This window comes from Haloarchaeobius iranensis (assembly GCF_900103505.1).
Lineage (GTDB): Archaea > Halobacteriota > Halobacteria > Halobacteriales > Natrialbaceae > Haloarchaeobius > Haloarchaeobius iranensis.
This window is the reverse complement of record NZ_FNIA01000007.1, coordinates 61,558-75,658: the sequence shown is the minus strand read 5'-3', so window position 1 is coordinate 75,658 and position 14,101 is coordinate 61,558. Positions and strand designations below refer to the sequence as shown.

Below are 14,101 nucleotides of genomic sequence, written 5' to 3'. Positions count from 1 at the left end.
TCGCCCCCCGCGATCGGTGCTTGCCACAAACTTCGGACAATTATAATATCTCGGGCGATACTTCTTTGCAACTCGGGCACGAGGAGGCTCGTATGGGGGTGCCTGCCGCACTCGCCAGCTTGGGGGCTGGCACGACAGCGACTGCAACGACCGCGGGGTTGGAGAACCTCGGCGCGTTCTGGACACTCTCGGTCCCAGTTCGAGCCGCGGTCCTCTCCGCTTCGACACTACTACTCGGGATACTCGTCGTCGGTCTGTTCCCGGACTACGGCACGACGGCGATCGACCGCGTCCGCGAGAGCATGGTCTCCTCGTTCCTCATCGGGAGCGTGGTCGCCGTCATCTACGGGGCCTGTATCGGCGTGATCTGGTACGCAGCGGGACAGGACCAGGTCGTCTCGCTCATCGCGACGCCGGTGCTCTTCGTCCTCGTCGGCCTCGGGACGGTCTGGACGGCCATCGGCCTCGTCGGCCTGTGTCAGGCCGGCGCCGACCTCGTCGGTGCCGACCACTCCGCGTGGGGCGTCGTCGGCGCGGTCGTCGTCGCCGGGGCGAGCGTCACGGCACCGGCCTACGGGCTCGCCATCGCCGTCCTGGCCGCCGTCTTCGGCTTCGGGGCCGGCATCCGGACGCGGCCGGGTGTCCGCACCACCGACGACCGGGTCGTCCCGCCGGACCGCAAGGTGTAGCGCCGCGTTGGCAGTAGCTTAAGGGAGCGACCGGTCCTTCGGTCGGGTATGCAACTACACTGGCACCGCGACGACCTGCGGGTCGCGGACAACCTGGCGCTCTCGACAGCGACGGACCGCGCCGCCGAGCGCGGTCCCGTCGCCCCGGTGTTCGTGTTCGACGACGACGTACTCGCCCACGGCTCGCCGAACCGGGTCGCGTTCATGCTCGACGCACTGTCACAGCTCCGGGAGGCGTACCGTGACCGCGGCAGCGACCTGCTCGTCCGACACGGCGACCCGCGCGAGGTGCTCCCCGCCCTCGCAACCGAACTCGGCGCCGTGTCGGTGACGTGGGCGGAGGGCTACTCGGGGCTCGCGAACGAGCGCGACGCCGCGGTCCGACAGCGACTCGACGCCGTCGACGTGGCCCGCGAGTCCGTCACCGACGCGCTCCACCACGAGCCGGGGTCCATCACGACCAACGACGGCGACCCGTACTCGGTGTACACGTACTTCTGGAAGAAGTGGCGCGACCGGCCGAAGGCCGACCCGGTGGACGCGCCCGAGGCCGGCGCGCTCGCCGACGCCGCCGACCTGCCAGACCCGGAGCCGTTGCCCACGCTCGCCGACCTCGGCTTCGCGGAGCCGACCGCGACCATCCAGCCGGCGGGGACCGAAGCGGCTCGCGACCGGGTCACCGCGTTCTGTGACGGCCCGGTGTACGACTACGCGGAGCGCCGGGACTACCCCGCCGACGGCTGCACGTCGCGACTCTCGGCAGACCTCAAGTGGGGCACTATCGGCATCCGCGAGGTGTACGAGGAGACCGCGGCCGCCGCCGACCTCGCGGACTCGGAGTCCGACCGCGAGTCCGTCCAGGAGTTCCAGAGCCAGCTCGCGTGGCGCGAGTTCTACCACCACGTCCTCTTCTTCAACCCGGAGGTGGTCTCGGCGAACTACAAGGAGTACGAACACCCCATCGAGTGGCGGAACGACCCGGCGGAGCTCCAGGCCTGGAAGGACGGCGAGACGGGCTACCCCATCGTCGACGCCGGAATGCGGCAGCTCCGCGAGGAGGGGTACATGCACAACCGAGTGCGGATGATCGTCGCCTCGTTCCTCACGAAGGACCTCCTGGTCGACTGGCGCGAGGGCTACGCACACTTCCGCGAACACCTCGTCGACCACGACACCGCGAACGACAACGGCGGCTGGCAGTGGGCCGCCTCGACGGGCACCGACGCACAGCCGTACTTCCGCATCTTCAACCCGATGACCCAGGGTGAGCGCTACGACCCCGACGCCGAGTACATCACGGAGTACGTCCCAGAGCTGCGCGACGCCGACCCGTCGCTGATCCACGGCTGGCACGAGGCGAGCGAGCTGATGCGCGAGCAGGGCGCACCGGAGTACGCACGGCCCATCGTCGACCACGGGGAGCGCCGCGAGCAGGCCTTGGCGATGTTCAAATCGGCACGCGGCGAGGAGTGACCCACGGCGAGTCGTTCGGCGGGAGTGGCGGTCCCCGAATCGGCACGCGCCCGGCTGGTGCTCCGGCTTCCACTTAGCGACGGGACCGACTGGCCGGTCGACGGCTGCGACGCCGTCGGCAGCCGCCTCCGCCCACCGAGTACTCCCCGTCGTCTCGTTCTCGAAGTCACCGTGACCGGCCGTGCCGATGAACGAATCGACGCTCGCCCAGTTACCCTGTCCCTCTTCCCGCAGAAACGGCCACCAACGGCCTCCAGGTTTGAAATAATTGTCGGCCATCGCACTAAGCTATTTCCGGGGTCGCTCCCGACTGTCACACGTTCTATGAGTCAATCGAGCGGCCCGTACGAACCCGAACAGCTCAGGTACTACCTCCCGGACCCGACCGTCGCCGTCGAGCGCGCGTTCGGTGTGGCGAAGCACGCGTCACTCCTCGACGGCCTCGTCGCGGCGACGAAGGTCGTCGTGGTGTCGTTGCTGCTGTCGCTGCCGGTCACCACGGCGGTGCTGCTGGCCGGACTCGTCACCTTCTCGGTCTACGGCTCGAACAAGCTCGTCGACGCCGAGGACGAGGTCAACTGCCCCGACCGTGCCAGCTTCGTCGCCCGGAACCGCGAACTGCTGCTGTTTGGCACGCTCGGCGCGTACGTCGTCGCGCTCGGCCTCGCAGCGCTCGAGGGTCTCGATTCGTTCCTCCTGACGCTCGTCCCCGCCGTCGCCGCAGTGCTGTACAGCACACCCTGGCTGCCGCTCGACGGCGGGACCCGGGTGAAGGACCTCCTCGTCGCCAACACCGTCCTCGTCGCCGGCTCCTGGGCCCTCTACGTGGCGTTCATCCCCGTGGCGTACGCCGATGCGTCCGTGTCGATGACTGCCGTGGTCGTCTGTGCATTCTTCTTCCTCCAGACCGTCGTCGCGGGCGAGGTCCTCAACGCCCGTGACGTGGTCGGCGACCGTGCGGAGGGCGTCCGAACGATGGCGACCGTCTTCGGCGTGCGGCGGACCCAGTGGGCGCTCTACGCGCTCGACGCGCTCTCACTCGGGCTCCTCGCCTTGGCGGCGACGGCCGACATCCTGGCCGTCCCCCTCGCAGTCGCGCTGGTACCCGCGGTCGGCTACTCGGTGCTGGTGACCACGCTGGTCGGCCGCGACATCGACCGCAGACGGCTCGGTACCTGCCGCGACTGTCAGTACGTCCTCATGCTCTGCTGTGTGGCGGTCGCTGTCTGAAATCGCGGCTCGATATTGCCAGTCGAGTTAAGGGCCTGGGACGCGAACCCGATGTACATCGGCTTCACCGGAAATGTCCGCCTCGCTCGTTCCCATGTCAGGGCTCCTCATCATCGCCGCGGTGACCACGATAGTCGCCTGGCTTGCATACCGTCAGCGGCCGAAGCCAGGAGCGATGTGGCTCGCCGCGATGCTCGTCGCTGTCGCGTGGTGGACAGCGCTCTACGCACTCGAGTTGCCGATACAGCGGATGGCCACACGTCGGCCGTTCATGAAGCTCCAGTGGCTCGCGAGTCTCACCATCCCCGTCCTCTGGCTGCTCTTCGCCCTCGAGTACACCGGCCGTGACCGCTACGTCACCCGGCGGTCGGTGGCGGCACTGCTCGTCGTCCCGGCGGTCGTGTTCGGGTTCGTCGCGACGTTCGAACACCACACCCTCGTCTACCAGGACCCACAGATCGTCGAGCAGGGAGGCACGTACGTCGTCGACCACGTGTTCGGGCCGCTGTTCTATCTCGGCGTCGGCTACGCCTACCTGATAGTCCTCGTCGGGTCGCTCCTGTTCGTCTCGCTCATATTCGACCGGAGTCCGACGCACCGACGGCAGTCGGTCGCCCTGCTCGCAGCGGTTTTGGCACCGTGGCTCGGCAACCTGGTCCACGTCCTCGACGTCCCGATGGTCGCGCTCGACCCGACACCCATCGCGTTCATGGTGACCGGCGTCGCCAGCTACGTCGCACTCGACGAGCTCGAACTGTTCGAGGCCGTCCCCGTCCCCGACCACATCGCCCGGGACGTGGTCGTCGAGGGGATGACGGACCCCGTCGTCGTCGTCGACGAGCGCAACCGGGTCGTCGACGCGAACTCGGCAGCGTCGACGGTCCTCGGCTACGACGCGGCCGCCGCGCTCGGTCGCGACGCCGCTCGCGCGATTCCCGGCTACCCCACAGCAGTCGACGGCGACAACGAGACGGTTGCGGTCGAGACCGCGCAGGGGCGACGGTTCTTCGACGTGACGGTGTCGGCCGTCACGAACAGCAGCGGCAGCCGCATCGGCCGGGTGGTGACGATGCGCGACGTGACCGAACGCACCCACGACGAACAGCGCCTCGACGTGCTGAACCGCGTGCTCAGGCACAATCTCAGGAACGAGATGAACATCGTGGCAGCCTGCGCCGAGGAGCTCTCGGGCCGGGTCGACGACGACGACCGCGAACTCGTCGAGACCATCCGGGAGCGCGCCAACGACGTCGCCACCCTCGGCGACACCGCGCGGCGCATCGAGACGCTGCTGGAGAGCGCCGACGAGAGCGCCCTGGAGCCACTCGAGACGATGCTCTCGCGCGTTCTCGAGCGAGGGCGGAACCAGTACCCGTCAGCGACGTTCGAGTCCACGTGGACGACCGAGCAGGAGGTGGTCTACTGTCCACGGACCCTCCAGCCGGTCGTCTGGAGTCTCCTCGAGAACGCCGCAGTGAACGGGGACGCGACGGTGACCGTCTTCGTCACGCCGGGGACCGACGGCTACGTCTCCGTGACCGTCGCGGACGACGGCCCGGCCATCCCGGAGCGCGAGCGCGAGGTGCTCAAGTCCGGGACGGAGACGCCGCTCGACCACACCAGCGGGCTGGGGCTCTGGCTGGCCGTCTGGGGCGTGCGGTCCATCGGCGGCACCATCGACTTCGAGGGCGAGGCCGAGACCGGCAACGCCATCACACTCCACGTGCCCTGTGAGGCCGAGAAGCCGGCGACCGCCGAGAGCCAGGTTGCCAACTAGACGCATACGGGTTCTAAACTTTTAAACGGTACTCGACCGTATGGGATGACTGGGTGATACAAATGGCCGAGAAATCACACGCCGAACTGCCGCCGCTCCCGTACGACTACGACGCACTCGAACCGTCGATATCCGAACAGGTTCTTACCTGGCATCACGATACACACCACCAGGGGTACGTCAACGGTCTGAACGCAGCCGAGGAGACGCTCGCCGAGAATCGCGAGTCGGGCGACCACTCCTCGACCGCGGGTGCACTCGGGAACGTGACCCACAACGGCTGTGGGCACTACCTGCACACGCTGTTCTGGGAGAACATGTCCCCGAACGGCGGTGGCGAGCCCGAGGGCGAGCTCCGGGACCGTATCGAGGAGGACTTCGGCTCCTACGAGGGCTGGAAGGGCGAGTTCGAGGCGGCTGCCTCGGCCGCCGGTGGCTGGGCGCTGCTCGTCTACGACCCCGTCGCCAAGCAGCTCCGCAACGTCGCCGTCGACAAGCACGACCAGGGCGCGCTCTGGGGCGCACACCCCATCCTCGCGCTCGACGTCTGGGAGCACTCCTACTACTACGACTACGGGCCGGACCGCGGCAGCTTCATCGACAACTTCTTCGACGTCGTGAACTGGGACAAGGTCGCCGAGGAGTACTCGAAGGTCGTCGGTCGCGTCGAGTAAGCGACGAGCCGTACACCACCGAATTTTTTCGCGTCGACGCGCCGCTCGGGCAACGACAGCCCCGGTGAACTCGACCCGCCCACCACCGGCTGGGCCGTCGACGACGGCCAGCCCGGGGCCGGTTCAGTCGTCGGCGGACGACGACGGGGCCGCCACCGCGGCCGCCGGAGCGACGAACTCGAACCGCGCGCCGCCGGGCTCGCTCTCGGCGACCCGGACCTCGCAGTCGTGGGCGTCCGCGATGGACTGGACGACCGAGAGCCCGAGCCCGCTCCCCTCCGCGTCGGTCGTGAATTCCCCGGCCTGGATTCGCGATACTGGCACATAGCGCGGTGAGACGCCGGTATCCGGGCACCGCTATCGAGGTCTATGGAGGCCTCCGGAGCCGACTGTTCCCCTCAGAGCAGAACATATATTAAATCCGATAGCTTTAGGCGTCGCCGTGGAGTAGCCCCGCTTGCTGCCAGCCGCCGCAGTCCACCGTGCCACTGCGGTGCGCGTCTCTCGCCGTCCCGAACGGCGACCGACCGCAGAGCGCAGCACCACCACCACCACCACTCGCGAGCCGACACACTCGCACCTGCACCCCGGCCCTCCGACCGACGTACCGCAGACCACCGCCTGTCATCCTGCCGGTCGGACGGGTCGTCCCTTGCTCGAGCGGGACGGGGCCTCTGGGCCCCGGTTCCGTTCGACGACACTCACCGACAGCCGCAGCCGTGGACCGCACGCTTTAGGTCGGGCACGGACCTACGAGCCCGCATGCCCACCGCGAAGTCCGAATTCGACGATCTCCACCCGTGTGATTTCTACGAGCCGGACGAGCTGCTCGAGGCGAACCAGATGTACACCGTCTACGAGATCGCTCGCCTCCTGCAGGGGATCGAGCCGGATGCCGAACTCGACCCGGAGACGGAGGACGTCCTGCTCGACTGGGCGATCCCGTGGATCATCGGCAACGCAGACGACCTCGTCGTCGCCACTCCCCGGTCCGACGACGAACCCGGCTACTACGGCCTCGCCACATGAGGCTCCTCGTCGCCGGCGACGCCCGCGTCGACGCCGGAAAGACGACCTTCTCGACCGGGCTCTGCGAGTACCTCGACGCCACCGGGTTCAAGCCCCGGGCCGGCAACGACCACTGGTTCGACCACGACGACTACCTCGCCGCCGTCACCGACGGTCGACTGTACGGCAAGGACGCGAAGCGGCTCGCGACGGCGAGCCCGGGTGACCGCCGGCCGGAGGAACTGAACCCACTCCACCGGCTCTGGCGGCCCGAACCGGGCAGTGACACCGGTATCATCGGCGCTAGCCACCGCCAGTTCGTGCTCGACCGGGTGGGCGAGCGGTACGTCGTCAACGAGCGCGCCGACGTGCCGGACGACGCCCGCGAGCACCTCCCACTCGACGAGGCCATCCACGTGGGGACGCTCGACGAGCTGAACGCGGTGATGGAGCAGCTCCACGCGCCGGCGCTCGCGGAGATACGCGAGACAGTAGAGGGGGCCGACCGGGCGGTCGTCGAGTCCTACGCCGACATCGCGCTCCCGCTCCAGGACGTCGCCTTCGACGCCGTCGCCGTCGTCGAGCCGGAGCGCGCCAGGGTGTACGACGGCGGTCGCTACGGGCGGGCCTGCGAGGCCGTCAGCGGCAGTCCGCGCGAGGGCCGGCTGGAGGAGCGTGTCGAAGACGTGCTCTCGTTCTGTGACCCGCTCGCGACCTGTACGCTCCCCGCGCTCTCGAGCGACGAACGGTCCCACCCGGCGACGGTGGCCGACGCGTACGAGGTCGCCTACGAGGCGCTCGTGACGGCCGCGCTCTCCTGAGTCAGGGCCCCGACGACCGGGCCATCCGCGCCGCCAGTTCGATGTGGCTGTACGGTCGGTCGGTCATCGACTGGCCGTGCCCGACGTGCATCTCGTCGAGGTCCTCGTCGACGACGTCGAGGACCCGGTCGATGCTCTCGACGAGCAACCCGTGGTCGCCCTCCTCCAGGTCAGTCCGACCGAAGCTCCCGTTCTGGAACACCAGGTCGCCCGCGAACAGTACGCCGGCGGTCGCGCTGTAGAAGCAGCAGTGGTCGTTCTTGTGCCCCGGCGTGTGCAGGGCGACGTACTCGTGGTCGCCGAGCTGGACCGTCTCCTCGTCCGCGATGGGCTCGTCGATACCCGGTTCGTCCGTGTCGAAGCCCCACGCCCGCACGTCGAACTCCGCTTTCACGTCGGCGAGGTTGCCGACGTGGTCGGCGTGCGTGTGTGTCATCACGACGGCGTCGATGCCACCGTGCTCGGTGACGCGCTCCGTGATGTCGAAGTTCGCGCCCGTATCCACGAGCACGCGGCGGTCACCCTCGACCAGAAAGGCGTTGCTGGTGAACGCCCGGACGCCAGCGGCGAGATTCTGTATCATGCGCGTCCCTACCGGGGCGACGGGTTTCACGGTTGCGGAGCCGGCGGACGGGGGTGACGGTCCCTCTCCCGGTTACGGGGTGGCTCCGACGAGCACGAGCTGGGCGCGCTCGTCGCCGTCGTTGTGGATCTGGCGCGTCTGGTCGGCCGGCAGTCGGATGGCCTCGTGTTCGCTGACGTGGACCGTCTCGTCGCCGAGGTCGACGGCGACCTCGCCCGCGACGACGACGTACACCTCCTCCTGGCCATCACCCTCGTGGTCGTGTTCCTTGCCCTTCGCGCCGGGTTCGAGTTCGAGGACGGTCACGCCCACCGCCTCGGCATCCAGGGCGTCCCTGAGGAACCACATACCGCCGTACTCCTCCGGGACGACCGAGTCCACGTCGTCCGTGCTGGCTTTCGTGTAGGACATCCGTGCTGACGGACGGCCGCCACGGGCAAGAAGCTAGGTGCCGCGGTGGACCACGACGGGGTCCCCCGGTCCCGAACCGACACGCTCAACCGGCGTTCGACCCAATCGACGGTCGATGACGGGCGAGTACGCGGGCGTCGTCTACGACCTCGACGGGACGCTGGTCGACCTGGTGGTCGACTGGGACGCGGTCGCGCGGGACGTTCAGACGGTGTACGCCGACGCGGGCATCGCGCCCGCTGACCGGGACCTCTGGACGATGCTCGGCGAGGCACGCGAGCACGGGCTGTACGAGGAGGTCGAGGCTGCCATCGCGGCCCACGAGCGGGCCGGTGCCCGCGAGTCGCACCTGCTCCCCTACGCCGACGAACTCGTCGGCGAGCGCCGTCCGACCGCCGTCTGCTCGCTCAACTGCGAGGCCGCCTGTCGGGTCGCGCTCGACACCCACGGCCTCACCCCGCACGTCGGCCCCGTCGTCGGCCGCGACACGCTCTCGACGTGGAAACCCGACCCGGCGCCGCTGCTCCACGCGGTCGACGGACTCGACCTCTCGCCCGAGAACGTGCTGTTCGTCGGCGACTCGGAACGCGACGCGGTGACGGCCGAGCGCGCCGGCACCGGCTTCCAGTGGGTCGACTGACCCGCCGGTCAGCGCTTGCGTGACGCGTAGAGATAGACGCCGACGGCGGTGAGGAACCAGACCACGGCACCGACACGGATGGCGAACTCGGCGCGCGCGTTCCACGTCGGCAGCGAGACCGGGACCGAGAGCAGCGTCACCAGCGGAGCGCCCACGAGGATGGTGACGACGAACGTCGTCCGCATCACCCACGCGTAGTCGACACCCTCCTCCTCGCGCTCGCCCACGGCCGCGTCGACCGCCTCCTCGGGGTTGCTGACGGGTTCCGGCTCGTCCGCCTCGGCGTCTGCATCGCTCACAGACGGTGCTGACCCCGCCAGTGGGTAAGGTCTGCCGATTTCGCGGTCGGCAGCCGGTGGTCCTCTCGGTGGACGCGCCCACGGCGATAGTTTACGATTACTGTAAACCTCTCGGGCTCGCGGGCCGTCTGGGGGACGGCGAGGCCGTGGTATGTGACGCCCAGTCGTCACGGAACCGGCAGGCGTTTGAGCGATGCCGAGCTACCTCGGGACATGCGAACCACGGTGCGTGACGTGCGAGAGAAGGCGGGTGACGAGCCGATCACGATGCTCACCGCGTACGACGCGGTGACGGCGGAGATCGTCGACGAGCAGGGCGTGGACGTCATCCTGGTGGGGGACAGCATCGGGAACACGAAGCTGGGGCACGAGTCGACGCTCCCGGTGACGGTCGACGAGATGGCGAGCGCGACGGCCGCCGTCTCGCGGGCGACGGAGGACGCGCTGGTCGTCGCCGACATGCCGTTCCTGAGCTACGGCCACGACGCGAAGGAGAGCATCGAGAACGCCGGTCGGATGCTGAAGGAGGCCGGTGCGCACGCGGTGAAACTCGAGTCTGGGCCGCACACGGTCGAGCTGACGGAGCGGATGAGCCAGCTCGGCATCCCGGTGATGGCACACCTCGGGCTGACGCCCCAGCGCGTGAACCAGCTCGGCTACGCGCGACAGGGCACCACGGCGGAGGCCGCGGCGGAGATGCTCGACCTCGCGGTCGCCCACGAGGAGGCGGGCGCGTTCTCGCTCGTGCTGGAGCACGTGCCGGCGAACGTCGCCCGCGAGGTGACGGAGACGGTGACGATGCCGACCATCGGCATCGGCGCGGGCCCGGACTGCGACGGGCAGGTACTCGTCGTGGACGACGCCGTCGGGCTCTCGACGTGGACGCCGTCGTTCGTCCAGGAGTTCGGTGACGTGCGGAGCGAGATGGCCGACGCCGTCGACGCCTACCGCGAGGCCGTGGAGTCGGGCGAGTTCCCGGCGGAAGAGCACAGCCACGTCGAGGACGACCTCGACGGCATCTACTGAGTCCTACTCCTGTACGCGTGCCACGAACCGGTCGAGCGCGCTGTTGAACGCCTCGGGCTGTTCGAGCATCGTGAGGTGGGCGGCGTCCTCGACGACGGCGACGCGCCCGTCCATGACCTCCGCGAGGTAGTCGTGGTAGTGCGGCGGCGTCAGCTGGTCGTGCTCGCCGACGATACAGAGCGTCGGCACGTCGAGCCCGTCGAGTTCGCCACGGACGTCGAACTGGTGGCAGGTCAGGAAGTCACGCTCCGTGACCGCCCGGCCACAGGCTCGCATGCTCTCCGTCGACAACTCGACGAGCCGCGGGTCGGGGTCGTGGAACAGCCGGTCGTTCGCGTGGAGGAACTCGATGGCGCGCTCGAAGTCGTCGGCGAGCCAGTTCCGCAGGTCCTCCAGTACCCCCAGCTTCGCGCCCGTGCCGGCGAGGACCACACCGTCGAACTCGGTGTCGCGCTCGAGGAGGACGTGGAGGGCGACGGCACCGCCCAGCGAGTTGCCGACCAGGACGCTCGCGTCCACCTCCTCGGCGACGGCGAGCACGTCGTCGGCGTAGGCCGACAGCGACTCGAAGCCCGCGCTGGCGTCGGTGTCGCTCGCGCCGCCGTGGCCGCTGAGGTCGACCGCGGCCACGGGGAACTCGTCGGCGAGGCGGGCCTGTGACTTCCAGAGGCGCCTGCTTCCCCCGCTCCCGTGCACGAACAGTACCGTCTCCCCGGAGCCGCCACGGTCGAAGCTCTCGTACGTCGTCGTCCGACCGTGGTGTGTGACCTGCTGCATACGAACAGGTTGCCGGGCCGAGGGCATAAAGCCTAAGTCTATCCTGAACCGCAGATACACCATACGCGGGAGAACCCGATACCGTCTGGTGGTTCCGCCGCCGAATCATTTATATAGTAGTACGACTAACCTTGGGTTAGTTGAACTCATGAATATCCAAGACTTCACCGCGGAGGACGAGCGCTTCGTCCGGCAGTACGCGTACGACGACGCACACGTCGTGGCAGTGGACCTCGCCGGCGAGTTCGCCGGCACCGGGTCCGTCGACGTCATCGGCGAGACGGTCATCGTGGTCGGCGACGGGGCCGAGCAGTACGAGCTCGAGGTCCCCGGCGTCTCGCAAGCGTTTATCAGAAACGGCGTCCTCACTATCGAGATGGAGGTCGATGCATGAAACTCACCGTCAAACCCCTCAAACAGAAGGACGCCGGTCGTGGACTCGCCGCGATCGACAGAGGCTCGATGGCCGAACTCGGGCTCGAGAACGGCGACTACATCCGCCTCGTCGGTAAGCAGGACGCGACCACGGTCGCCCGCGTCTGGCCCGGCTACCCCGAGGACCAGGGCCAGGGCGTCGTCCGTATCGACGGTCGCCTCCGCCAGCAGGCCAACGTCGGTATCGACGACCGCGTCGAGGTCGAGAAGGCCGACGTGAAGCCCGCGACGAGCGTGACCGTCGCCCTCCCGCAGAACCTCCGTATCCGCGGGAACATCGGGCCGCTCGTCCGTGACAAGCTCAGCGGGCAGGCCGTCACCAGCGGCCAGACCGTCCCGTTCTCGCTCTCGTTCGGTCCGATGGGCGGCAGCGGCCAGTCGGTCCCGCTGAAGATCGCCTCGACCGACCCGTCGGGGACGGTCATCATCACGGACTCGACCGACATCCAGATATCCGAGACGCCCGCCGAGCAGGTCGGCCCCAGCGGCGAGGGTGACGCGGAGGGCGTCCCGAACGTGACGTACGAGGACATCGGCGGCCTCGACGACGAGCTCGACCAGGTGCGCGAGATGATCGAGCTGCCGATGCGCCACCCCGAGCTGTTCCAGCAGCTCGGCATCGAACCGCCCAAGGGCGTCCTCCTGCACGGCCCGCCGGGCACCGGGAAGACGCTCATCGCCAAGGCCGTCGCCAACGAGATCGACGCCCACTTCCACACCATCTCCGGGCCGGAGATCATGTCGAAGTACTACGGCGAGAGCGAGGAGCAGCTCCGCGAGGTGTTCGAGGAGGCCGAGGAGAACGCGCCCGCCATCGTCTTCATCGACGAGATAGACTCCATCGCGAGCAAGCGCGGCGAGGCATCCGGCGACGTGGAGCGCCGCGTCGTGGCCCAGCTGCTCTCGCTAATGGACGGCCTCGAGGAGCGCGGCCAGGTCACCGTCATCGCGGCGACGAACCGCGTCGACGCGCTCGACCCCGCGCTCCGCCGCGGCGGCCGGTTCGACCGCGAGATAGAGATCGGCGTCCCCGACACTGGTGGCCGCCTGGAGATCCTCCAGGTCCACACGCGCGGGATGCCGCTGTCGGACAGCGTCGAGCTCGAGGACTACGCGGAGAACACGCACGGGTTCGTCGGTGCCGACATCGCCAGCCTGAGCAAGGAATCGGCGATGAACGCGCTCCGGCGCATCCGGCCCGAGCTCGACCTCGAGCAGGAGGAGATCGACGCCGAGGTGCTCGAGAACCTGCAGGTCACCGAGAAGGACTTCAAGGAGGCGATGAAGTCGGTCAAGCCGTCGGCGATGCGCGAGGTGTTCGTCGAGGTCCCCGACGTCACCTGGAAGGATGTCGGTGGCCTGGAGGACACCAAGGAACGCCTCCGCGAGACCATCCAGTGGCCGCTCGACTACGGCGACGTGTTCCAGGCGATGGACCTCGAAGCCGCCCGTGGCGTGCTCATGTACGGGCCGCCCGGGACCGGCAAGACGCTGCTCGCGAAGGCCGTCGCCAACGAGGCCAACAGCAACTTCATCTCCATCAAGGGGCCGGAGCTGCTGAACAAGTACGTCGGCGAGTCGGAGAAGGGCGTCCGCGAGGTGTTCGACAAAGCACGGTCGAACGCCCCGACGGTCATTTTCTTCGACGAGATCGACTCAATCGCCACGGAACGTGGCAGCCGGACCGGTGACTCCGGCGTCGGCGAACGCGTCGTCTCCCAGCTCCTGACCGAGCTGGACGGCCTCGAGGACCTGGAGGACGTCGTCGTCATCGCGACGACGAACCGCCCGGACCTGATGGACGACGCGCTGTTGCGCCCCGGCCGGCTGGACCGCCACGTCCACGTCCCCGTCCCCGACGAGGAAGGCCGCAAGCGCATCTTCGAGGTGCACACCCGCGACAAGCCGCTCGCTGACGACGTCGACCTCGAGACGTACGCGACGCGGACGGATGGCTACGTGGGTGCGGACATCGAGGCGGTCTGCCGCGAGGCGTCGCTCGCAGCGACCCGCGAGTTCATCAACTCCGTCGAACCGGAGCAGATGGCCGAGTCGGTCGGCAACGTCCGCATCACCGCCGACCACTTCGAGCAGGCGCTGGACGAGGTGACCGCGAGCGTCACCGAGGAGGTCAAGGAACGCTACGAGGAGATCGAACAGCGCTTCGGCCGCGAGGACGTCGTGGCCGAGGAACAGCAGATCGGTCGGACGTTCCAGTAGGGACCGCGGCCCCTCTCGCTGTCCGACGCATGGCTCGC

The 14,101-nt window shown here is 68.5% G+C and carries 16 protein-coding genes; 11 read left to right on the top strand and 5 right to left on the bottom strand.

Annotated elements, in window-relative coordinates; all coding sequences use genetic code 11:
• The first annotated feature begins 92 nt into the window (after positions 1 to 92).
• From BLT27_RS07760 to sod, 5 genes are all read left to right on the top strand, one after another.
• Entirely contained in the window at positions 93 to 689 is a 597-nt protein-coding gene (locus BLT27_RS07760; RefSeq protein ID WP_089732569.1) for a DUF8173 domain-containing protein, read from the top strand.
• 48 nt (positions 690 to 737) lie between these two features.
• Positions 738 to 2,162 carry a cryptochrome/photolyase family protein gene (locus BLT27_RS07755; protein WP_089732567.1) on the top strand — a complete coding sequence of 475 codons (1,425 nt, stop codon included), beginning with the start codon at positions 738 to 740 and terminating at the stop codon, positions 2,160 to 2,162.
• Between the two features lie 324 nt (positions 2,163 to 2,486).
• The gene (locus tag BLT27_RS07750; RefSeq protein ID WP_089732566.1) at positions 2,487 to 3,392 is read left to right on the top strand and encodes a UbiA family prenyltransferase; all 906 of its coding nucleotides are present in this window, start codon (positions 2,487 to 2,489) and stop codon (positions 3,390 to 3,392) included.
• 94 nt (positions 3,393 to 3,486) lie between these two features.
• Entirely contained in the window at positions 3,487 to 5,169 is a 1,683-nt protein-coding gene (locus BLT27_RS07745; RefSeq protein ID WP_175526414.1) for a histidine kinase N-terminal 7TM domain-containing protein, read from the top strand.
• A gap of 62 nt (positions 5,170 to 5,231) precedes the next feature.
• Positions 5,232 to 5,843: a superoxide dismutase gene (gene sod, locus BLT27_RS07740; protein WP_089732561.1), complete on the top strand. Its 612-nt coding sequence runs from the start codon at positions 5,232 to 5,234 to the stop codon at positions 5,841 to 5,843.
• A gap of 123 nt (positions 5,844 to 5,966) precedes the next feature.
• Here the strand turns inward: sod and BLT27_RS07735 are convergent, their stop codons facing one another.
• Complete coding sequence (locus BLT27_RS07735) at positions 5,967 to 6,167, bottom strand: ATP-binding protein (protein WP_089732559.1); 201 nt, start codon at positions 6,165 to 6,167, stop codon at positions 5,967 to 5,969.
• A gap of 438 nt (positions 6,168 to 6,605) precedes the next feature.
• Here BLT27_RS07735 and BLT27_RS07730 point away from each other — a divergent pair, with 438 nt between their 5' ends.
• Together BLT27_RS07730 and BLT27_RS07725 are read left to right on the top strand one after the other, a co-directional pair.
• Positions 6,606 to 6,872 carry a DUF5827 family protein gene (locus tag BLT27_RS07730; RefSeq protein ID WP_089732557.1) on the top strand — a complete coding sequence of 89 codons (267 nt, stop codon included), beginning with the start codon at positions 6,606 to 6,608 and terminating at the stop codon, positions 6,870 to 6,872.
• Entirely contained in the window at positions 6,869 to 7,672 is an 804-nt protein-coding gene (locus BLT27_RS07725; protein ID WP_089732555.1) for an ATPase, read from the top strand. The genes BLT27_RS07730 and BLT27_RS07725 overlap by 4 nt, the downstream gene beginning before the upstream one ends.
• A gap of 1 nt (position 7,673) precedes the next feature.
• Here the strand turns inward: BLT27_RS07725 and BLT27_RS07720 are convergent, their stop codons facing one another.
• Entirely contained in the window at positions 7,674 to 8,255 is a 582-nt protein-coding gene (locus BLT27_RS07720) for an MBL fold metallo-hydrolase (RefSeq protein ID WP_089732554.1), read from the bottom strand.
• Between the two features lie 72 nt (positions 8,256 to 8,327).
• The gene (locus BLT27_RS07715) at positions 8,328 to 8,666 is read right to left on the bottom strand and encodes a cupin domain-containing protein (RefSeq protein ID WP_089732552.1); all 339 of its coding nucleotides are present in this window, start codon (positions 8,664 to 8,666) and stop codon (positions 8,328 to 8,330) included.
• A 115-nt stretch (positions 8,667 to 8,781) separates the two neighbouring features.
• Between BLT27_RS07715 and BLT27_RS07710 the strand changes: the two genes are divergently transcribed.
• A complete protein-coding gene (locus tag BLT27_RS07710) occupies positions 8,782 to 9,306 on the top strand; it encodes an HAD family hydrolase (protein ID WP_089732550.1) in 525 nt (174 codons plus the stop codon).
• A gap of 8 nt (positions 9,307 to 9,314) precedes the next feature.
• Here the strand turns inward: BLT27_RS07710 and BLT27_RS20155 are convergent, their stop codons facing one another.
• The gene (locus BLT27_RS20155; protein WP_089732548.1) at positions 9,315 to 9,605 is read right to left on the bottom strand and encodes a DUF5822 domain-containing protein; all 291 of its coding nucleotides are present in this window, start codon (positions 9,603 to 9,605) and stop codon (positions 9,315 to 9,317) included.
• A 213-nt stretch (positions 9,606 to 9,818) separates the two neighbouring features.
• Between BLT27_RS20155 and panB the strand changes: the two genes are divergently transcribed.
• Positions 9,819 to 10,631, top strand: a complete 813-nt coding sequence (gene panB / locus BLT27_RS07700; protein WP_089732546.1) for a 3-methyl-2-oxobutanoate hydroxymethyltransferase — start codon at positions 9,819 to 9,821, stop codon at positions 10,629 to 10,631.
• 3 nt (positions 10,632 to 10,634) lie between these two features.
• Here the strand turns inward: panB and BLT27_RS07695 are convergent, their stop codons facing one another.
• On the bottom strand, positions 10,635 to 11,408 hold the full coding sequence (locus BLT27_RS07695; RefSeq protein ID WP_089732544.1) for an alpha/beta fold hydrolase: 774 nt from the start codon (positions 11,406 to 11,408) through the stop codon (positions 10,635 to 10,637).
• 148 nt (positions 11,409 to 11,556) lie between these two features.
• On the opposite strand from BLT27_RS07695, the gene BLT27_RS07690 reads away from it, so the two are divergent.
• Positions 11,557 to 11,802 (top strand): DUF7127 family protein, encoded by a 246-nt coding sequence (locus tag BLT27_RS07690; protein ID WP_089732542.1) that lies wholly within the window; start codon positions 11,557 to 11,559, stop codon positions 11,800 to 11,802.
• On the top strand, positions 11,799 to 14,063 hold the full coding sequence (locus tag BLT27_RS07685; RefSeq protein WP_089732540.1) for a CDC48 family AAA ATPase: 2,265 nt from the start codon (positions 11,799 to 11,801) through the stop codon (positions 14,061 to 14,063). The genes BLT27_RS07690 and BLT27_RS07685 overlap by 4 nt, the downstream gene beginning before the upstream one ends.
• Positions 14,064 to 14,101 lie beyond the last annotated feature (38 nt).